General features: G+C 60.4%; 19 protein-coding genes. 10 read left to right on the top strand and 9 right to left on the bottom strand.

Annotated features, from left to right (window positions below; all coding sequences use genetic code 11):
- The first annotated feature begins 1 nt into the window (after nucleotide 1).
- The 3 genes from A6U98_RS32980 to A6U98_RS32970 all read left to right on the top strand — a co-directional run bounded on the left by A6U98_RS32980 (nucleotide 2) and on the right by A6U98_RS32970 (nucleotide 3,968).
- A complete protein-coding gene (locus A6U98_RS32980; RefSeq protein ID WP_064655426.1) occupies nucleotides 2-730 on the top strand; it encodes a YesL family protein in 729 nt (242 codons plus the stop codon).
- 35 nt (nucleotides 731-765) lie between these two features.
- Nucleotides 766-2,040, top strand: a complete 1,275-nt coding sequence (locus A6U98_RS32975) for a sugar ABC transporter substrate-binding protein (protein ID WP_064655425.1) — start codon at nucleotides 766-768, stop codon at nucleotides 2,038-2,040.
- Between the two features lie 77 nt (nucleotides 2,041-2,117).
- Complete coding sequence (locus A6U98_RS32970) at nucleotides 2,118-3,968, top strand: DUF2264 domain-containing protein (RefSeq protein WP_064655424.1); 1,851 nt, start codon at nucleotides 2,118-2,120, stop codon at nucleotides 3,966-3,968.
- Between the two features lie 46 nt (nucleotides 3,969-4,014).
- On the opposite strand, the gene A6U98_RS32965 is transcribed toward A6U98_RS32970, so the two are convergent.
- Entirely contained in the window at nucleotides 4,015-4,521 is a 507-nt protein-coding gene (locus A6U98_RS32965) for an HIT family protein (protein WP_064655423.1), read from the bottom strand.
- A 248-nt stretch (nucleotides 4,522-4,769) separates the two neighbouring features.
- Between A6U98_RS32965 and A6U98_RS32960 the strand changes: the two genes are divergently transcribed.
- Together A6U98_RS32960 and A6U98_RS32955 are read left to right on the top strand one after the other, a co-directional pair.
- A complete protein-coding gene (locus tag A6U98_RS32960) occupies nucleotides 4,770-5,033 on the top strand; it encodes a hypothetical protein (RefSeq protein WP_064655422.1) in 264 nt (87 codons plus the stop codon).
- A gap of 44 nt (nucleotides 5,034-5,077) precedes the next feature.
- Nucleotides 5,078-5,347 (top strand): hypothetical protein, encoded by a 270-nt coding sequence (locus A6U98_RS32955; protein WP_018245942.1) that lies wholly within the window; start codon nucleotides 5,078-5,080, stop codon nucleotides 5,345-5,347.
- 144 nt (nucleotides 5,348-5,491) lie between these two features.
- On the opposite strand, the gene A6U98_RS32950 is transcribed toward A6U98_RS32955, so the two are convergent.
- The 4 genes from A6U98_RS32950 to A6U98_RS32935 all read right to left on the bottom strand — a co-directional run bounded on the left by A6U98_RS32950 (nucleotide 5,492) and on the right by A6U98_RS32935 (nucleotide 7,058).
- Entirely contained in the window at nucleotides 5,492-5,911 is a 420-nt protein-coding gene (locus A6U98_RS32950) for an HD domain-containing protein (protein WP_064655618.1), read from the bottom strand.
- 5 nt (nucleotides 5,912-5,916) lie between these two features.
- Nucleotides 5,917-6,243 carry a DUF2934 domain-containing protein gene (locus tag A6U98_RS32945; RefSeq protein ID WP_064655421.1) on the bottom strand — a complete coding sequence of 109 codons (327 nt, stop codon included), beginning with the start codon at nucleotides 6,241-6,243 and terminating at the stop codon, nucleotides 5,917-5,919.
- Between the two features lie 53 nt (nucleotides 6,244-6,296).
- Entirely contained in the window at nucleotides 6,297-6,659 is a 363-nt protein-coding gene (locus A6U98_RS32940; RefSeq protein WP_064655420.1) for a hypothetical protein, read from the bottom strand.
- Nucleotides 6,660-6,767: 108 nt separating this feature from the next.
- Nucleotides 6,768-7,058, bottom strand: coding sequence for a hypothetical protein (locus A6U98_RS32935; RefSeq protein WP_062942856.1), 291 nt, complete (start codon nucleotides 7,056-7,058; stop codon nucleotides 6,768-6,770).
- A 464-nt stretch (nucleotides 7,059-7,522) separates the two neighbouring features.
- Between A6U98_RS32935 and A6U98_RS32930 the strand changes: the two genes are divergently transcribed.
- From A6U98_RS32930 to A6U98_RS32920, 3 genes are all read left to right on the top strand, one after another.
- Entirely contained in the window at nucleotides 7,523-7,837 is a 315-nt protein-coding gene (locus A6U98_RS32930) for a co-chaperone GroES (protein WP_028742944.1), read from the top strand.
- A gap of 153 nt (nucleotides 7,838-7,990) precedes the next feature.
- A complete protein-coding gene (groL, locus tag A6U98_RS32925) occupies nucleotides 7,991-9,619 on the top strand; it encodes a chaperonin GroEL (protein ID WP_064655419.1) in 1,629 nt (542 codons plus the stop codon).
- Nucleotides 9,620-9,669: 50 nt separating this feature from the next.
- Nucleotides 9,670-9,927, top strand: a complete 258-nt coding sequence (locus A6U98_RS32920; RefSeq protein WP_064655418.1) for a hypothetical protein — start codon at nucleotides 9,670-9,672, stop codon at nucleotides 9,925-9,927.
- Here A6U98_RS32920 and A6U98_RS32915 read toward each other — a convergent pair.
- Together A6U98_RS32915 and A6U98_RS32910 are read right to left on the bottom strand one after the other, a co-directional pair.
- Nucleotides 9,908-10,657: an SDR family oxidoreductase gene (locus tag A6U98_RS32915; RefSeq protein ID WP_064655417.1), complete on the bottom strand. Its 750-nt coding sequence runs from the start codon at nucleotides 10,655-10,657 to the stop codon at nucleotides 9,908-9,910. The genes A6U98_RS32920 and A6U98_RS32915 overlap by 20 nt on opposite strands.
- Nucleotides 10,650-11,399 carry an SDR family oxidoreductase gene (locus A6U98_RS32910; RefSeq protein WP_064655416.1) on the bottom strand — a complete coding sequence of 250 codons (750 nt, stop codon included), beginning with the start codon at nucleotides 11,397-11,399 and terminating at the stop codon, nucleotides 10,650-10,652. The genes A6U98_RS32915 and A6U98_RS32910 overlap by 8 nt, the downstream gene beginning before the upstream one ends.
- A 98-nt stretch (nucleotides 11,400-11,497) precedes the next feature.
- On the opposite strand from A6U98_RS32910, the gene A6U98_RS32905 reads away from it, so the two are divergent.
- On the top strand, nucleotides 11,498-14,557 hold the full coding sequence (locus A6U98_RS32905) for an FAD-binding and (Fe-S)-binding domain-containing protein (protein ID WP_064655415.1): 3,060 nt from the start codon (nucleotides 11,498-11,500) through the stop codon (nucleotides 14,555-14,557).
- A gap of 45 nt (nucleotides 14,558-14,602) precedes the next feature.
- Nucleotides 14,603-15,334, top strand: coding sequence for a FadR/GntR family transcriptional regulator (locus tag A6U98_RS32900; RefSeq protein WP_064655414.1), 732 nt, complete (start codon nucleotides 14,603-14,605; stop codon nucleotides 15,332-15,334).
- A 138-nt stretch (nucleotides 15,335-15,472) separates the two neighbouring features.
- On the opposite strand, the gene A6U98_RS32895 is transcribed toward A6U98_RS32900, so the two are convergent.
- Both A6U98_RS32895 and A6U98_RS32890 read right to left on the bottom strand, forming a co-directional pair.
- Nucleotides 15,473-17,158, bottom strand: coding sequence for a thiamine pyrophosphate-binding protein (locus A6U98_RS32895; protein WP_064655413.1), 1,686 nt, complete (start codon nucleotides 17,156-17,158; stop codon nucleotides 15,473-15,475).
- Nucleotides 17,159-17,180: 22 nt separating this feature from the next.
- Nucleotides 17,181-18,374, bottom strand: a complete 1,194-nt coding sequence (locus A6U98_RS32890) for an FAD-binding oxidoreductase (RefSeq protein WP_064655412.1) — start codon at nucleotides 18,372-18,374, stop codon at nucleotides 17,181-17,183.
- Nucleotides 18,375-18,379: the final 5 nt, after the last annotated feature.

The following is an 18,379-nucleotide window of genomic DNA, read 5'->3' as shown; positions in this document are numbered from 1 at the left end:
TATGCAGTGGTTGCGGGACATGTGGACGAGGGAGGGGCCGGGCATTCCGAAGGATGCGCCGAAGAGGACCGGCCTTGCCCTGTTCACCGAGATCCTCGTCCGCGAATGGTGGGAGATGGTCAAGCTGAACATCCTCTTCATCCTGGCCGGCCTCTTCGTCGTGACGCTGCCGGCGGCGCTCGCCGCCATGGCCCGGGTCTCGGTAGCCTTGGCGGAAGATCGCAACACCTATCTGCTCAGGGACTTCACGGAAGCTTTTCTGCGCTACTTCTGGCGCGCCACCGCCTGGGGCCTGGCGTTGAGCGGCGCGCTTGCAATCGGCCTCTATGCGATCGTCACCTATGCCGCAGGCGCGCGCGACAACCTGTTGCTCAGCGCACCGCTGACCATCGCCCTCGTCGCCACCGCTTTCATCGCGGTTCTCGCCTGCCATCTCATCGTTTTGATGGTGATGCGTGATCTGCCGGCTCTGAGGCTGCTGCGCCTGGCCGCGGTCGCCTCGGTCATCCGTCCGCTCCCGGCGCTTGCCGCGCTCGCCTTTACCGCCAGCCTCTGGGTGGCGCACATCCTCTTCTATCCGGTTTCGGTGTTCATGCCGGCAACCTTCAATTTTTCACTCGGAATGTTCGCCGTCGCATTCGGCGTCCATCGGGCGGCGGTGACGGTTCTAGACCTGCCAAACGCAACGCAGCCGCACCGCGAACCGCATACGAGACGCTTCATAAAATAACTGATCCAGAGATGATCCAGGGAAGGAGAACGGGAATGTATTTGGATAAATTCGGAGGGACGGTGAAACTTGCCGTGGCAGGTTTCACCTTGGCGGCGATGACGGCCGGGGCAGCGCTTGCCCAAGACGCGGTGACGCTCAAATGGGCTTTGTGGGACTGGGACAAGACCGCCTATTACAAACCGCTGATCGAGGCCTATCAGGCCAAGCACCCCAACGTGAAGTTCGAGCCGATGGACCTCGGCTCGCAGGACTATCAGCAGATGATCTCGACGCAGCTGACCGGCGGCTCCAAGGACATCGACATCGTCACCATCAAGGATGTGCCGGGCTACACCAATCTGGTGCGCGCCGGCAACATCGCCGATCTTAGCAGCTTCGTGAAGGATCAGAAAATCGACCCGGCTCCCTATGGCGGCCTGATCGAGGAGCTGACCATCGACGGCAAGATCTACTCCCTGCCGTTCCGGTCCGACTTCTGGGTCGTCTATTACAACAAGGATATATTCGACAAATCAGGCGTCGCCTATCCCACCAATGACATGACCTGGGCGCAGTTCGACGAAACCGCCGAGAAGCTTTCGGGCGGCATGGGCACGAACAAGACCTATGGCGCGCTTCTGCATACCTGGCGGTCGACCGTTCAACTGCCCGCCATCCTCGACGGAAAACACACGCTGGTCGACGGCGATTACGGCTTCCTGAAGCCCTGGTACGAGCGGGCGCTGACCCTGCAGAAGGATGGCGCGATTCCCTCCTATGCTTTCCTGAAGACGTCGAACACACATTATTCGGCGCTCTTCTTCAATGGCACGATCGGCATGCTGCCGATGGGAACCTGGTTCGTCGGCACCCAGATCACCAAGGTGAAATCGGGTGAATCGAAGAGCAAGAACTGGGGCATCGTGAAGTTCCCGCATCCCGACGGTGTGGCAACCGGCACGACCGCCGCGCAGATCTCCGGGCTGGCGGTCAACGCCAATTCCGACCACAAGGATGCCGCGCTCGATTTCATCAAGTTCGTCACCGGTCCTGAGGGCGCGGCAGTCATCGCGTCGACGGGCACCTTCCCTGCGCTCAAGACGGATGACGTCAGCGCCAAGATCGCGGCAACACCCGGCTTTCCTGAGGATGCGGCCAGCAAGGAGGCGCTGAAGCCGTCGAAAACCTACCTGGAGATGGCGGTCAACCCGAACGCCGCCAAGATCGAGGTCGTGCTCAACCGGGTGCATGACGCGATCATGACCGACAGCACCTCCGTCGATGAAGGGCTGAAGGAAATGACCGAAGGCGTGAAGGCCATCAAATAAGCGTCCAGAAATATCGACGGCCGCGGGCAATATCTGCCCGCGGCCGATCCTGCTTTTCATGAATTTCGAGCCTGACAATGATATATGATCCCGCCCGGGCCAATCCGCTTTTCGGCAATGCCCTGAAGACACGCGACGACCTCGCCAAGGCCGTCATCGATCTGTTCGAGCCACTCCTGCCGTATTTTTCCGAAGGCGGCGCCCGTGTGCGCCTCGGTGCGGCTGGCGCGATCTTCGACCGGGCGGCGGCGGATCTGGAGGGATTTGCGCGGCCGCTCTGGGGAATTGTTCCTCTCGCTGCGGGCGGCGGCGTGTTTCCGCATTGGGACCTCTATCGGCGCGGGCTCGCAAACGGCACCAATCCTGCCCACCCCGAATATTGGGGCGATCTTGCCGACCGCAATCAGCGGCTGGTCGAGCTCGCAGCCGTCGGCTTCGCCCTGGCGCTCGTGCCCGAGCATATCTGGGAACCGCTTGACGACAGCGAAAAGAAGACGGTCGCCGCCTATCTTCTCAAGGCGCGCGCGCTGGAATTCATCGACAACAACTGGAAATTCTTTCGTGTGCTCATCGATCTTGGGCTGGAACGCGTAAGCGTGGCGTTCGATCACCGGAAAACCCTCGCCTATCTCGATGAATTGGAAGCCTTCGACCTCGGGGCCGGCTGGTATCGCGACGGGCCGGTGCGGCGGGTCGATCATTACATTCCCTTCGCCATGCATTTCTACGGCCTGATCTATACGGTGCTGGCCAAGGGCGACGAGGCTCGCAAGGAGCGCTTCCGGGATCGCGCCCGGATCTTCACCAGGGATATCCGCCACTGGTTCGGTCCCGATGGCGCAGCACTCGCCTTCGGCCGCAGCCAGACCTACCGCTTCGCGGCGGGCGGTTTCTGGGGCGCGCTTGGCTTTGCCGGCGTCGAAGCGCTGCCCTGGGCGGAGATCAAGGGGTATTACATGCGCCATATCCGCTGGTGGTCGGCGATGCCGATTGCCGATCGCGACGGCGTTCTCTCCGTCGGCTACGGCTACCCGAACCTCTTCATGAGCGAGAGCTACAACTCTCCCGGGTCGCCCTATTGGGCGCTGAAATTCTTCCTGCCGCTCGCCCTTGCAGGGGATCATCCATTCTGGACCGCCGAGGAGGCGCCGCAACCGGAATTTCCGGAGCCGGTTGCGCTTAAGCCGGCCGGAATGGTCGCCATGCACACGCCGGGAAATGTGGTCGTACTCTCCTCAGGGCAGCAGCACGACAAGATGCTCGGCGCAAACGAGAAATATTCGAAATTCGTCTACTCCACGCGCTACGCCTTCAACATCGAAGCCGACGACCGGAATTTTTCCGCCGCAAGCTTCGACGGCATGCTGGGCCTTTCCGACGACGGCGTCCATTTCCGCATGCGGGAAACCCTCGAAGAGGCGCTGATAACAGGCGACCTGCTCTATTCGCGCTGGCGCCCCTGGAATGACGTCATGATCGAAACCTGGTTGCTTCCCGAAAACCCGTGGCACATCCGCATGCACCGCATCACTACGCCGCGTACCCTCAGCACCATCGAGGGCGGCTTTGCGATCGAACGCGCTGATTTCAATGCCGACCGCTCAGATGTAAGCGATGGCCGGGCCGTCTGGTATGGACAGACCGACGTCAGCGCGATCGTCGATCTATCGCCCAATCGAAGGGCCGGCCATGCGATGAGCCCGATACCAAACACCAACCTCATCCACGCCAAGACCCTGCTGCCACAGCTGCGCGGCGAAATCGGCCCCGGAACCACCATGCTCGTCACCGCCGCGATGGCCCTGCCCCGTCGCGAGAATTGGGCAAAAGCGCTCGATAACCCGCCCGCTTGCCCCCGCCTCGACGAGGTGAAGCGGCTCTTTCGTGAGAACGGCGTACGGGTGCCGGCATTCGCCCTCGGGACATAGCTTGGAGCATTAGCTTCCGGGTTTCGACTGCGGGCCAGCCGGTTGATTATCGTGCGGTCAACTCAGAACGGTATGCTTCGGCAATGCGCTGCGACAGCTGTGCCATTTGATCATCAGGTATCTGCAGAACCCCGTGCTCCGCCATCAGCGCGTGGTATTGCTGCTCTTCAAGGGGTACGCCTGAGGGCAAGGGAGCGACATGAAAATGCAGGTGGCTATTGGCTTGCTGGCTGCCGAGCGAAAGCACATAAATTCGCTCGGCGTCGAACACGCTTTTGAGCGCGCGAGACAAAATATGCACCTTCTCCTGTAGTCGAAGATATTCATCGGTCGTCATGTCTCCCGCCAGATCCTCGAGGTCCTCCCTCGGACAGACAAGGCAGTAGCCAGGCAGAGTGGGATATTTGCTCAGGAAGATGATCGTGTCGTCGTCTTCAAAAACGCGATGGTGAAAGAAAGCGGGGTCGTTCTTGACCAAGCCGCAGATAAAGCATGGCCTTGTTCCGATGTCGTGCACATAGGCTCTGAGATCAAATGGTTGGCGTTCGTTCATCCTGAACCTTCATTGCCTTACGCGCGGCGGTCGCGGACGCCGGACCTATTGCAACAGCCATTGTCGGAAAATAACACGCGCCAAAACCGGTGGCCAACCGTAATATTTTCGGATTACTCCAAATAGTTATATTTATATTTTCAGCAAAAATAGCAAAACACCCCCTCATCGCAATATTGTTGAACTAAAGTTTAGCAAAGCGTAGTGATGTACTGGCCTTTCATTTTTCAAGGCCAGAGGAGGATGCAATGCCTACCATAATGGTCCATCACAATGTCAAAGACACGAAGCACTGGCTCGCTTCACCAATGCGTAAACAGATATTCGAACCGATCGGCGTCACCAACATTCGCACGTTTACAGATCCTCAAACGCCTAACCACGTTGGCCTGGTCATGGACGTTGCTGATATGGATAAGTTGATGGCCTTCATGCAGACCAAGGCAGCGGCTGACGCTATGGCGCATGACGGCGTCTTGCCCGAGAGCTTGGTGTTCCTCGTGCAATCGTAACAGGCGTCTCAACCAAACCTGGAAATGCAACGCGGGAGGATGATATGACGACGTTATTCGTAAGGCACGAGGTCTCCGATTACGCCGCCTGGCGCAAGATATATGATGCGTTTTCGCCGGTGCAGAAGGCCAATGGGGTGACGGCGCAAGCCGTTTATCGAGCCATCGACAATCCGAACGATATTACCGTCACCCACGAGTTTGCCACGCTTGAAGCGGCGCAAACGTTCAGCAAGCTGGACGAGCTGAAGACGGCGATGCGCACGGGAGGCGTGCTCGGCGCGCCGACGGTGTGGTTTACCAACAAAGCATGAATAGGGCCAAACGGCCTCCGCCGCTGCACAGCGGAGGCCAACTTACGGTCGCTCACATGACATGCAAGCCGAGCAGTGCGCTCTTGCGCCGATTGCCAACCTTGGTGGAAGTTGCAGGCGAACTGCGCAAATTCGTCCGAACTCCTATTGTCCGTTCCTGATATCATGCAGGAGATCCAGGCCGCGCTGGTATTTTTCCGTTTTCTTGCCAGCTTGTTCGGCCTGCCGGAGATTGTCTTCGAGATCGGCCCGTTTGACCGGCAAGGCCAGCGGGTTTGATGCCGCACGTCTGACGAAGTCGTCATCCGGCTCGTCCGGCCGCCGTGTCAGAGCATTCACCGCCGAGATGATCGCCGGCGGAAAGCCTTCTTCCCTCAGCCTGTCGAGCGTCCAGCCGTTTCCCTTCTCGACGACGTCATGAAGGTAAGCGACCGTTCGCGTCTCGTCACCTGAAACCAGAAGGGCTACTCGCTGGCAGTGTTCGAAGAAAGGCCGGCCGGTTTTGTCCGCCTTACCTTCATGGGCTGTAAGAGCGATCTGGATGGCATGGTCGAGATGCTGCATGGCAATCACGGTCCCTCGGTCTTCCTGATCTTCCGCCGGGAGGGTTTTTCGCCCGTCGTCATCTCGATGTCGGGGACGGAAGCCACGACGGCCTGGGCGGGCCTCGCCCGCCGCCGATCGAGATTGCCGCTCTCACCGGCGCCTTGAAGCAGCGCCGCATCATCCCGGTCGTCTTCATCGAGCAGATTCTGCAGCGTCTCATTCTCATCCTCGCCCGACAGCTCGTCGCAGGCTTGAAGCCAATGGCGCTGGTCGGCGCCATCCGGGCGGCCTTCGGCCTCCCAGATTTCGTAGGCGCGCTGGCGTATCTGCTCGTGCTTGTCTATAGCCATGATCTGCTCCGCGCATTGGAATGAGCCGTCCGAAGGGCGGCTCGGCCGCCCTTTCAGGGCGTGTTGATGGTTGGAAGAAAATCCTCCACCTGCTTGCGTTGATCCTTTGGAAGCGTCTCCACCCGTTCCTTCCAGAACCGTTCGGCTTCCGGCGGATCCTGGTCCCATTGGCGAACATCGGTGATATTGTCGTCTATCATGGATCGGCGGTGGCCGCCGAGGCTGAGATATTCCTTTGCAAGCTTCAGGCTTGGGGTTTCGGTTTCGGTGCCGCGATCACGATCTAATGCCGAGCTGGCGTTGCGTCGGGCAGTTTCCAATGCCCTTTTGCGATCGGTCTCGGCCCGTTCTGTATCGGCGGACCGCGCGTCGTCGGTGCCGCTCTCGGGCGGCACGCTGGATTTGTAAGTCGTCATGGATCACCTTCGATGTTGTGATCCAATAACCTTCGCAAACAGTGAGAGTTCCGCGCGGCTGGCGATTGATTTGAGCGGGGGATCGAGGCGGGGCCCCGCATCCGGCGATCAATGGACGGCCATACTCACCATCCGATAGGGGTGCACGGCCTCGAATTGCGAGATCATCGCCGTCGCCTGCTGAAATACGAGCTCGGCATTTTCCGGATCGTCACGGGCGAGTTCATCGGCGTTGACGCGGATCGCTTCAGCCATGTTGTTGGAAAGTGCGGCAAACTGCGTGTTGCCTTCGACATAGGCCTCACGCGCCGTGTCCTCCAGCGTGCGAGCGATATCGACGAGGATTTCCTCGCGCTCCTCGATACTGAGGTCTTTGATGATATTGGTCTTCTCTTCCATGTCACTCACTCCAAAAAGACGTGGGACGATGACCGAGCTCAAGCAAGCCTCGATCAGTAAAGAGTTGGGAATGCCGAAATCCGGATTCAAGCCTCAATCCTGCTCGAACTCGCCTTCGGCACCACGCCGTCGCCTTCATCATTCGAACGTGAGAGGCGATTTTCTGTTCCCTGCCAGCCGTTAGCACTCATCGGCAGAGAGTGCCAATTTTCCTTTCACCCCCTCTTGAATTGCAAAGCCGCCGAACCAAATTGTTCTCGCAGGGCTCGCGCGCGAGCGCTGCGCACCCGCCCGGACTGGTCATCCGGTCTGGCCAGAACAGGATGATTTCAGGCCTGCTCGGCCTAAAATCTGAATCCTGCTCTAATTAGTAGTTAGAGCATGATGTCGTCCGAAAACCGATCACACTTTTCGGCATGATGCTCTAGGAACAACGTCATCATTGTTTGTCGATGGAGGAAGACATGTCGTTCCGACCGCTTCATGACCGCATTCTCGTCCGCCGGGTCGATTCAGAGGAAAAGACCAAGGGCGGCATCATTATTCCCGACACTGCCAAGGAGAAGCCGCAGGAAGGCGAAGTGATCGCCGTCGGCCCCGGCGCGCGCAACGACGCCGGCCAGATCCAGGCGCTCGATGTCAAGCCCGGCGATCGCATCCTGTTCGGCAAGTGGTCCGGCACCGAGATCAAGATCAATGGCGAAGACCTGCTGATCATGAAGGAAAGCGACGTGATGGGCATTATCGAACCGCAGGGCGAAAAGAAGCAGGCCGCCTGAGATCCCTGCGGACATCCGTCAATGCTGGAACGTTTCAGCTTTTCATGGAAACGCAGAACCGCTCCAACCTATTATTTCTGACGCAATTCCGAACGGAAAACCGCGTCGCACTTTTCCTGGAATTGCTCTGGCTGCCTATGAAGGAGTGAGGACATGGCTGCTAAAGAAATCAAATTCAGCACCGAAGCCCGCGAGAAGATGCTGCGTGGCGTCGACATCCTGGCCAACGCCGTGAAGGCGACCCTCGGCCCGAAAGGCCGCAACGTCGTGATCGAGAAGTCGTTCGGCGCCCCACGCATCACCAAAGACGGGGTTTCGGTCGCCAAGGAAATCGAACTCGAAGACAAGTTCGAAAACATGGGCGCCCAGATGGTCCGCGAAGTTGCTTCGAAGACCAGCGACATCGCCGGCGACGGCACCACCACCGCAACGGTGCTGGCCCAGGCAATCGTCAAGGAGGGCGCCAAGGCCGTTACGTCGGGCATGAACCCGATGGACCTGAAGCGCGGCATCGATCTTGCGGTCGCCGCCATCGTCGCGGAACTGAAGGCCAACGCCCGCAAGATCTCCAACAATTCCGAAATCGCCCAGGTCGGCACCATCTCCGCCAATGGCGATGCCGAAATCGGCCGTTTTTTGGCGGAAGCCATGGAAAAGGTCGGCAATGATGGCGTCATCACCGTCGAAGAAGCCAAGACTGCGGAGACCGAACTCGAAGTCGTCGAAGGCATGCAGTTCGATCGCGGCTATCTCAGCCCCTACTTCGTCACCAATGCCGACAAGATGCGGGTGGAGTTCGAGGACCCCTATATTCTCATCCACGAGAAGAAGCTCTCGAACCTGCAGTCGATGCTCCCGGTTCTCGAAGCCGTCGTCCAGTCCAGCAAGCCGCTCCTCATCATCGCTGAAGACGTCGAAGGCGAAGCCCTCGCAACGCTGGTCGTCAACAAGCTGCGCGGTGGCCTGAAGATTGCTGCCGTCAAGGCTCCTGGCTTCGGCGACCGCCGCAAGGCCATGCTCGAAGACATCGCCATCCTGACCGCCGGCACCGTCATCTCCGAAGATCTCGGTATCAAGCTCGAATCCGTCACGCTCGACATGCTCGGCCGAGCCAAGAAGGTGTCGATCGAGAAGGAAAACACCACGATCGTCGACGGTTCGGGCGCCAAGACCGACATCGAAGGCCGTGTTGCCCAGATCAAGGCCCAGATCGAAGAAACCACCTCCGACTACGACCGCGAGAAGCTGCAGGAACGTCTTGCCAAGCTGGCTGGCGGCGTTGCCGTCATCCGCGTCGGCGGCTCGACGGAAGTCGAAGTGAAGGAGAAGAAGGATCGTGTCGACGACGCGCTTCATGCAACCCGCGCGGCGGTCGAGGAAGGTATTCTGCCGGGCGGCGGTGTGGCGCTGCTGCGCGCCGTCAAGGCGCTCGACGCCGTCAAGACCGCCAATGGTGACCAGCGCGTCGGTGTCGACATCGTTCGCCGCGCGGTCGAGGCGCCGGCTCGCCAGATCGCCGAAAACGCCGGAGCGGAAGGCTCGGTCATCGTCGGCAAGCTACGCGAGAAAAGCGAGTTCTCCTACGGCTGGAACGCTCAGACGGGCGAATATGGCGACCTCTATGCGCAGGGCGTCATCGATCCTGCTAAGGTGGTTCGCACCGCGCTGCAGGATGCGGCCTCCATCGCCGGCCTGCTCGTCACGACGGAAGCCATGATCGCCGAGAAGCCCAAGAAGGACGCGCCGCCGTCAATGCCCGCCGGCCCCGGCATGGATTTCTAGAATGATCGCCCGCCCGCACCGCCGGGCGGGCCTTTCCCGAGGGAATAGAGATGGTTCAAACGATCAAAAACCGATCGCAGGTACCGCTGGACTCCCGCGATCTTGAAGTCTGCCAGCGGGTCTTCGACAAGATCAGATCCGAATACCAGGTGGAAAAGGACAGCGACGAAGCCGAACGAACGGCGAGCATCATCATCGAGCTTTACCGGCAGGGCGTGCGCGACCCCGATCACCTGCAGTCGATGGTCGAGGCGGCCCGCGGCCTTTTCGAAGCGAGCGAGCGCCCGCCTACTGCTCCGGGAATTTGACCATGGTGCCGCCGCCGGTCGCCTGGTCCGTCGGGAAGACTTCAATTCGGGCGACGTCGACGAAGACGGGAAGCTCGATGGCGTTGGCGATGATCGAGGCGATGTGAGAAGGCTGGATCGGACGGTAGCCGTCATAAAGCAGGGTCCGCGCCTGGTTGCCTGCCATTGCGGTTCGATAAAGCTCCGTCTGAACGCGGCCCGGCACCACCTCGGTCACACGAACCGAGGTCCCGAGCAGGTCGCAGCGCAGATTGTCGCAAAACAGGCTGAGCCCGGCCTTCGTGGGGCCGTAGACCGCCATGTTCGGATACGCCGCCTGGCCGCCGCTCGAACCGATATAGATCAGGTGGCCGCGCTTTCGCTCGACCATAGCAGGCAGGAATGCACGGGTCAGATGCATCGGCGCTTTGAGATTGATGTCGATCATGGCGTCGATCTCGGAGGGTTCGATCTCGCTGAATGTCGCCCTTGTCGAGAGAATGCCGGCATTGTTGACCAGGATGTCGACCTCTGTTCCGTGAAGCTGCCTGACGATTTCGGCGGTATCGCGCACATCGGCCCGAACCGGCTTCGCACCGCTTTCACGGGCCAGCTCCTCAAGAGCCTCGGCGTTTCGGCCGACGGCATAAACCGTCAGCCCCATCTTACATAGTCTGTCGACGGTGGCGCGACCAATGCCGCTCGTCGCACCGGTGACAAGGGCGACCTGATAGGGTAGCGGCTCAGACATAGATATAACCTCCGCTGACGACGACATTTTCGCCGGTGGCATAGGTGTTGCGGCTCGATGCCATCATGACGATCCACTCCGCCATTTCGACCGGCTCGGCCGCGCGGCCAAGCGCGCTGGCCTTAGCCAGTTCCGGAAGGAAGCCCAGTTCCTTGGCGCGATCCGTCGCAAAACCGGCAGGAGCGACGGAATTGACAAGGATCTGGTCCTTGGCGCATTCCTGGGCAAAGGATTTCGTCAGGCTGACGACAGCCGCCTTGGTTGCGGCATAATGCGCATTCTGGGGATGAGCCTTGAACGCATCGACCGAGGTCACGTTGACAATCCGCCCGGTAACCGCAGGCGCGTTCACGTGCTGGCGCATATGAAGAACGGCGGCCACCATCATATGATAGGTACCCTTCACGTTGATCGCATTTTCGAGGTCCCATTCCTCGTCGGTGATCTCGAGAATAGGGCGTCTCGGATAGATGGCGGCGCTGTTGACGAGCACGTGGATCCGACCGAGCTTGCCGGCGATCTCGTTGAACCCGCGATGGGCCGTCTCCGCCCGAGAAATGTCGGCAACCGCCGTTGCCACTTCGGCACCGAGAGCGCGAAGCGCCTCGGCCGAGACGTCGAGCAACTGCTCATTGCGATCGATCAGCCCGATCCTGTTCGCCCCATGCGAGATCATCAGCTTGGCCGTCGTCAATCCGAGCCCGGAAGCGCCGCCAACGATGATTGCGGTCTGGTTCTTCAAAGTTCCACCTCAGTGTTTGGCGTTGCGCCACTATTATTGTATGTTATCACTTATATGCCAACTTCGACAAAGCTCAAGTGCATTTTGAAGGTCTCGAAATGATTCCACGCCTCCGGCCGAACGGTTCGATCCCCCTTCCCGCTGTGGGATTCTTCCAGCGGCTCATCGAGGCAGGGTTCGACGGCGACATCGAAACCGGCGCGGCAAGCCGCACCGTTTTTTCGACCGACAATTCCATCTATCAGATCGAGCCGACCGGCATCCTTTTCCCCAAGGGCATAGAGGACCTGCAGATTGCGGCGGCCGTGCTGTCGGAACCGGCCTTTCGCGGTATCACTGTCGCGCCGCGCGGCGGCGGAACCGGCACGAACGGTCAATCCCTCACCTCAGGCATCGTCGTCGACTGCTCGCGACACATGAATTCCATTCTCCAGATCGACCCGATCAGGAGAATTGCGCGGGTCCAGGCGGGCGTGGTCAAGGATCAGCTGAACCTGGCATTGAAGCCCTACGGCCTGTTTTTTGCGCCTGAACTCTCCACCTCCAATCGCGCTACCATCGGCGGCATGGTCTCCACCGATGCCTGCGGCCAGGGTTCATGCCTCTACGGCAAAACCAGCAACCACGTGCTGGGATTGCGCATCGTGCTTGCCGATGGGACCGACTGGTGGTCGCGCCCGCTGGATGCGGAGGCACTCACGGAGATCGCCGCGCGCCAGGATCGTGTCGGCGAGATCCACAGGACGGTCGACCGCATCGCGCGCGACAAACGCGATCGGATCGCCGAGATTTTTCCGAAACTCAACCGCTATATGACCGGTTACGACCTCGCTCACATCCGGCGGAACAACGGATGCTTTGACCTCAATGCCATCCTCTGCGGCTCGGAGGGAACGCTGGCGATGATCGCCGAAGCCGAACTCAACCTTCTGCCGATCCCCGCCCATGCGGCATTGATCAACATTCGCTACGGGGACTTCAACACCGCATTGGAGGATGCCCGCACGCTCGTGGCACTCAAGGTCGCCTCGGTGGAAACGGTCGATGAGAAAGTTCTTGGGCTTGCCAGGGGCGACATCGTCTGGACGGGCATTGCCCGCTTTTTTCCTGACGATGCCGGCCGAACCACGAACGGCATCAATATCGCCGAAGTGCTCGCAGACGATGAGGTTGAACTCGAACGCAAACTGGCCGAGGTGACCGCCGCGCTTGCTACCGGCGCAAACGCCCGTCACTTGGGTTATACGATTGCGCGGGATCATGCCGATGTCGAGGCCATCTGGTCGATGCGCAAACGGGCGGTCGGCCTGCTCGGCAATGTGGACGGACCGGTCAGGCCTGTCGCCTTCGTCGAGGATACCGCCGTGCCGCCGGAAAACCTTGCGGCCTATATCCGCGAGTTCCGCGCATTGCTTGATGGCGCGGGCCTTTCCTACGGCATGTTCGGCCATGTCGATGCCGGCGTCCTGCATGTGCGGCCTGCCCTCGACCTCACTCGCAACGACCATGTCCGGTTGGTCCGGGAGGTCAGCGACGCCGTCGTGGCGCTGACGCGCAGATATGGCGGCGTGCTATGGGGGGAACACGGCAAGGGGGTGCGTTCGGAATATGTGCCGGAATTCTTCGGCGACCTCTATCCCAGCCTGCAGGAGATCAAACGGGCTTTCGATCCGGAAAACCGTCTCAACCCGGGCAAGATCGCAACCCCTTCCAGCGGCCAAGCGCTGCTGAAGATCGACGAGGTTCCGCTGCGGGGAGACGTCGACCGCATCATCGGCAACGAGATCCGCACAGCCTTCGACAACGCCGCCTATTGCAACGGCAACGGCGCCTGTTTCGATTTCGACGAAACGAGCCCCATGTGCCCCTCCTACAAAGCGACACGCGACCGGCGTTTTTCGCCCAAGGGCCGCGCCGCTCTGATGCGGGAATGGCTGAGGCTGCTTGCCGAGAAGGGCATCGATGCTCGCCAGGAGGCAAAACGCCTGCGGCAGAGCGTTCCGCTCGCGAGCTTCGCGCGGCGTGTCTTCAACTCCCTGAACCCTCAAAATCGGGACGACTTTTCCCACGAGGTCCGCGCTTCGATGGATACCTGTCTGGCGTGCAAGGCCTGCGCGGGACAATGTCCGGTGAAAGTCAGCGTCCCGGCCTTCCGCTCCAAATTCCTGGAACTTTATTACGGACGCTACCTCCGCCCGCTGAAGGATCCGCTGGTCGCAGCCATCGAAACCACCCTGCCGCTGGTCCACCGGATACGACCTGCCTACAACCTGGTCGTCGGCACGCGAGCCGGCAGGATGATGATGCGCGTTGCCGGCCTGACGTCCCTGCCCCGCCTGCCGCGGATCTCTCTGGCGAAGGAAGCCGCCCGCCTTGGCGTCCCGCTTGCGACCCCTCGGCGGATCGATGCCTTGTCGCCGCGCGAGAGGGAGCAGAGTGTCATCTTCGTCGCCGATGCGTTTACTGCCTATTTCGATCCCGAGGTCGCCCTCGCCGCAATCGGGCTTGCGCGGAAAATGGGGCTTTCGCCCTTCCTCGCCGCGTCCCACGTCAATGGCAAGGCCCTGCACGTTCACGGCTATCTCGGACGTTTCGAGGCTGCGGCCGGGCGGACCGCGCACTATCTGCAACGGCTGGATGATACGGGTGTGGCGCTGGTCGGGCTCGATCCGTCGATGACGCTTGCGTTCCGGAGCGAATACAAAGGCATGCTGCAGGCAACCATTCTCCTTCCGCAGGAATGGCTGGCCGCCAACCTTGGCCGGCTTGCCGCTTCACCCTCCGCCATCAAAGGCAGGAGCTTCCGGTTGATGGCCCATTGCACCGAACGCACCAATGCGCCGGCCTCCATCGCACAATGGAAAAAAGTGTTCGCGAACCTCGGCATCGACCTTCAGACAGCAGAAACGGGCTGTTGCGGAATGGCCGGCACCTTTGGCCACGAGGCCCGCAATCGGCCGATCTCCGAGCGCCTCTATGCGATGAGCTGGAAGCAGGAGGTCGATGCCGCCGGCGACGCCGACAGTCTGATGGCCACCGGATATTCCTGCCGCTCCCAGGTGAAGGAAATCGACAACAAACGTCTCCCGCATCCCTTTCAGGTCATCGACAAGATAACGTCTGAAAGAGCCGACATTCCGCAATCAGACGTGGCATGATATGTGATATGTGCTAAATTTGATCGTGGAAATCGGAGCAAACCAGTGTCAATCATCACGCAACGAGGCAATCTCGCGGAAATCGTCGTTGCGAAGCTGATGGAACGCATCGACTCCGGTCTTTATGCTCCTGGCGAGAAAATTCCGTCAAGTGCCCAGCTGTGCGAAGAGTTCGGCGTGTCCCGAACCGTCATTCGCGAGGCGCTCACCTCTCTCAAGGTGGGCGGAAGGGTCACCGCACGACAGGGTGCCGGCGTCTATGTGAGCGACAAGGACGCAAAGACCCTCAATTTCGAAATCAGCCGCATCGAGGATATTCGCTCCGCGATGCAGATCCTGGAATTGCGGCTCGGCGTCGAGATCCAATCCGTTGCCCTTGCCGCATCGAGGCGCACGCCGGAGGCGCTGGCTGAAATTGCCCGCGCCTACGACAACCTCGAAAACCTGGTGACTGAGAATGCCGAGGTCGAGGCGCGCGCCGATTTCGAGTTTCACCTTGCGATCGCCCGCGCCACCCGCAATCCCCACTTCCCGAGTTTTCTGGAAGCGGTGATAGAGAGCATCAATTTCGACCTCGTGCTCAAGCATCGCCAATCGGCGCGCGGCTACAGCACCTACCTGAAGAAGATCAACAAGGAACATGCCGCTATCCTGGCCGCCATCACCCAGGGTGATGCCAAGGCTGCGAAGGCCGCGCTGATCGCCCATCTGGAGGAAAGCCTCCATCGATACCGCACGATGCTTAATGAGCCGACGAGCAGCGAAACGGAGAATTAAGTCAGGGGAAGGTCAAGGATCAGCGCCGCTGGCTGGCCGTTGGGGATGATCCTTGTCCACGCCCCTCAAGCGACTTCACTTTCCGCTGGTCTGCTGCGGCGCCGCCCGGCTTTTTGAGGCGGCACCTTTTCCCTGCGATCACTTTCCCTGTGCGATCGCCTGGTCGCGAATTTGCGTCAGGCTCATTTTCGGCGTCAGCGCTTCCGGGTCGATCCGGATTTCGATGAGACCCGGCTTGCCTGAAGTCTCGCAGCGTTGGAAGGCGCCGGCGAAGTCCTCGGTCCTTTCCACGGTCTCACCATGGAGGCCATAGGATCGCGCCAGCGAGGCAAAGTCCGGGTTCGTCAGGCGGGTGCCGGAGACGCGGCCGGGATACCCACGCTCCTGGTGCATGCGGATCGTGCCATACATGCCGTTATTGATGACGAGAAAGATGACGCGAGCGTCATACTGCATGGCGGTGGCGAGTTCCTGACCGTTCATCAGGAAACATCCGTCGCCGGCAAAGGCAACGACCGTGCGGGCGGGATCGGTGATCTTGGCGGCGATCGCCGCCGGCACGCCGTAGCCCATGGAACCGTTCGTCGGTCCGAGCTGGGTGCGGAAGGTGCGATACTGATAGAAGCGATGCGCCCAGGCGGAATAATTGCCGGCGCCGGTGGTCAGGATGGCATCGGGCTTGAGATGGCCGCGCAACCATTCCATGATATCGCCCATCTGTACCGGACCCGGAACCTCGGGATGCGCGAGGTTTTCGAGGTAGTCGGCATGAGCCGTTCTGGTCCAGACCTTCCACACCGGCGCAGCCGGCGGCTTCAGCTTTGCCGCCTGCGACAGGAAACCAGCGACGCTGGCATTGATCGGCAATCGCGCGTGATAAACGCGCCCCAGTTCCTCCGCGCCGGGATGAATGTGAACGAGCGACTGCTTGGGAACCGGAATGTCGATCAGCGTATAGGCACCTGTCGTCATCTCCCCGAGACGGGCGCCGATTGTTATCAGCAGATCACAATCCTTCACATGGCGGATCAGCTTCGGCCCTGCGGCAAGACCAAGGTCGCCGGCATAGTTTTCGTGTGTGTTGTCGAACAGATCCTGGCAGCGGAAGGAAGCGGCGATCGGCAGGCCGAAGGCTTCCGAGAACGCCTTCAGGTCGGCAACGGCCTGCTGCGTCCAGCCGCCGCCGCCGATGACGACCATCGGGCGCTTCGCCTCGGAGAGAAGGCCGAGCAATTCGTCGAATTGCGGCGGGCCGGCAAAGCCCTCGACCCGCTTGTAGGGCGGGGTGTCGGCAACATCGACCATATCGGTCAGCATATCTTCCGGAAGAGCGACGACCACCGGGCCGGGCCGGCCGTTGACGGCTCGGTGAAATGCCTGGCTGATGAGCTCAGGAATGCGGGCGGCATCCTCGATCTCGACGACCCACTTTGCCATCTGGCCGAACATGCGGCGATAATCGATTTCCTGGAATGCTTCGCGCTCCATCTGATCGCGCGCCACCTGCCCGATGAACAGGATCATCGGTGTCGAATCCTGGAAAGCCGTATGCACGCCCACGGACGCGTTCGTCGCGCCCGGCCCGCGGGTCACGAAGCAGATGCCGGGTTTGCCGGTCATCTTGCCGTAGGCTTCCGCCATGTAGGCGGCGCCGCCTTCCTGTCGGCAGACGATGAATTCGATGGCATCTTCCACGTCGTGAAGGGCGTCGAGGGCAGCAAGATAGCTTTCGCCCGGCACGCCGAAAACGCGCTCGACACCATGGATGCGCAAGGCATCGACGAGCACCTGGCCGCCGCTGCGCTTGGATGTTTCGTTTCTCATCGGGGAGCCCCTATGCTGTTCGTTAAATGACGGCGTCTTCGAGGAAGGGGCGCTGTGCGACTACCCGCTCGTAGCCGAATGGCGAAAGATCAAGCGTCTTGAAGCCGCCATAGGTAATCAGTTCCGAGAGACCCCGTCCCATTGCCGGCGACTGCTGGAGACCGTGCCCCGAGAAGCCGTTTGCGAAGAGGAAATTGCTGACCTCAGTATGTGGTCCGAGGACGACATTGTGATCGAGGGTGCAATAGTCATAGTGGCCGGCCCAGGAATTGACGACCTTGATCGCCTCGAAGGCCGGAACCCGGTTCGCCAGGATCGGCCAGATTTCCTCGTCGAATTCGTCGTGCATGACATCGAAATCGTTCGGATCCACCTCAGGGTCATGTTTGGGATAGGTGCCCATCAGATAAAACTTGCCCTCGGGCCGGAAGAAAACACCCGTGGGGTCGATTGTCAGGCCCACCTTTCCTTCCAGGGGCGTGCGGCAATCGACGACGAACAGCGAGCGTCGGCGTGGCTCCACGGGAACGTCGAGCCCGGCCATCCGGGCGATTTTCTTGCCGTTGGTGCCTGATGTATTGACCATCGTGCCGCAGGCGACCGTCTGGCCGCTCTTCGTCGACACGGAAACGATGCGGTCTCCCTCTCTGTTGATGGCAACAACTTCGTCTTCGATGTATTCGACGCCGAGCGCGCGCGCCTTCTTGCGAAAGCCCTGCAGCAGACCGACGCTGTCGAACCAGCCCTCGCCCCGCTCGCCGGTGCTGCCGAGCGTCAATCCTTCGAGGTTCAGCCAGGGAAACCGCCGGCCGAGACCATCCGGATCGAGAAGCGTCACCTCCGCGCCGCACGAGACCTGGGTCTCGTGGTTGCGCTGGAGAACCTGGTCGCCGCGATCGTCCGCGGCGAGGAACAGATAACCGGCTTCGTGAAAACCGATCTCCGGCGTGTCGTCGTCGACGGTGACGTTTTCCTTGAAGTGGCGGATGAACTCGGTCCCGAACTGCGAGACTTTGACATTGATCGCATTCGAAAATTGATGGCGGATGGAGCTGGAAGACAGCGCCGTCGCCGACCGCTGATAGGTCCAGTCCTTCTCGATCACCAGGACCGATCCGTTGAAGTCAGGGTTGGTCGCCAGAAAATATGCCGTCGAACTGCCGACCACTGCACCGCCGACGATCACCACGTCATAGGATGACTTGGAAGCTTGCATCGGGC

This window comes from Rhizobium sp. WYCCWR10014 (assembly GCF_001657485.1).
In the GTDB taxonomy this organism is placed as follows: domain Bacteria; phylum Pseudomonadota; class Alphaproteobacteria; order Rhizobiales; family Rhizobiaceae; genus Rhizobium.
This window is presented reverse-complemented; position numbering and strand designations above follow the sequence as displayed.

Bases quoted from the DNA above. Each gene is read 5' to 3' on its own strand.
- A6U98_RS32930 (WP_028742944.1), top strand. From the start codon at position 7,523: ATGTCGTTCCGACCGCTTCATGACCGCATTCTCGTCCGCCGGGTCGAT.
- A6U98_RS32945 (WP_064655421.1), bottom strand. From the start codon at position 6,243: ATGGCTATAGACAAGCACGAGCAGATACGCCAGCGCGCCTACGAAATC.
- A6U98_RS32955 (WP_018245942.1), top strand. From the start codon at position 5,078: ATGACGACGTTATTCGTAAGGCACGAGGTCTCCGATTACGCCGCCTGG.
- A6U98_RS32895 (WP_064655413.1), bottom strand. From the start codon at position 17,158: ATGAGAAACGAAACATCCAAGCGCAGCGGCGGCCAGGTGCTCGTCGAT.
- A6U98_RS32905 (WP_064655415.1), top strand. From the start codon at position 11,498: ATGATTCCACGCCTCCGGCCGAACGGTTCGATCCCCCTTCCCGCTGTG.
- A6U98_RS32940 (WP_064655420.1), bottom strand. From the start codon at position 6,659: ATGACGACTTACAAATCCAGCGTGCCGCCCGAGAGCGGCACCGACGAC.
- A6U98_RS32950 (WP_064655618.1), bottom strand. From the start codon at position 5,911: ATGCAGCATCTCGACCATGCCATCCAGATCGCTCTTACAGCCCATGAA.
- A6U98_RS32920 (WP_064655418.1), top strand. From the start codon at position 9,670: ATGGTTCAAACGATCAAAAACCGATCGCAGGTACCGCTGGACTCCCGC.
- A6U98_RS32980 (WP_064655426.1), top strand. From the start codon at position 2: ATGCAGTGGTTGCGGGACATGTGGACGAGGGAGGGGCCGGGCATTCCG.
- A6U98_RS32890 (WP_064655412.1), bottom strand. From the start codon at position 18,374: ATGCAAGCTTCCAAGTCATCCTATGACGTGGTGATCGTCGGCGGTGCA.
- A6U98_RS32965 (WP_064655423.1), bottom strand. From the start codon at position 4,521: ATGAACGAACGCCAACCATTTGATCTCAGAGCCTATGTGCACGACATC.
- A6U98_RS32935 (WP_062942856.1), bottom strand. From the start codon at position 7,058: ATGGAAGAGAAGACCAATATCATCAAAGACCTCAGTATCGAGGAGCGC.
- groL (WP_064655419.1), top strand. From the start codon at position 7,991: ATGGCTGCTAAAGAAATCAAATTCAGCACCGAAGCCCGCGAGAAGATG.
- A6U98_RS32960 (WP_064655422.1), top strand. From the start codon at position 4,770: ATGCCTACCATAATGGTCCATCACAATGTCAAAGACACGAAGCACTGG.
- A6U98_RS32915 (WP_064655417.1), bottom strand. From the start codon at position 10,657: ATGTCTGAGCCGCTACCCTATCAGGTCGCCCTTGTCACCGGTGCGACG.
- A6U98_RS32975 (WP_064655425.1), top strand. From the start codon at position 766: ATGTATTTGGATAAATTCGGAGGGACGGTGAAACTTGCCGTGGCAGGT.
- A6U98_RS32970 (WP_064655424.1), top strand. From the start codon at position 2,118: ATGATATATGATCCCGCCCGGGCCAATCCGCTTTTCGGCAATGCCCTG.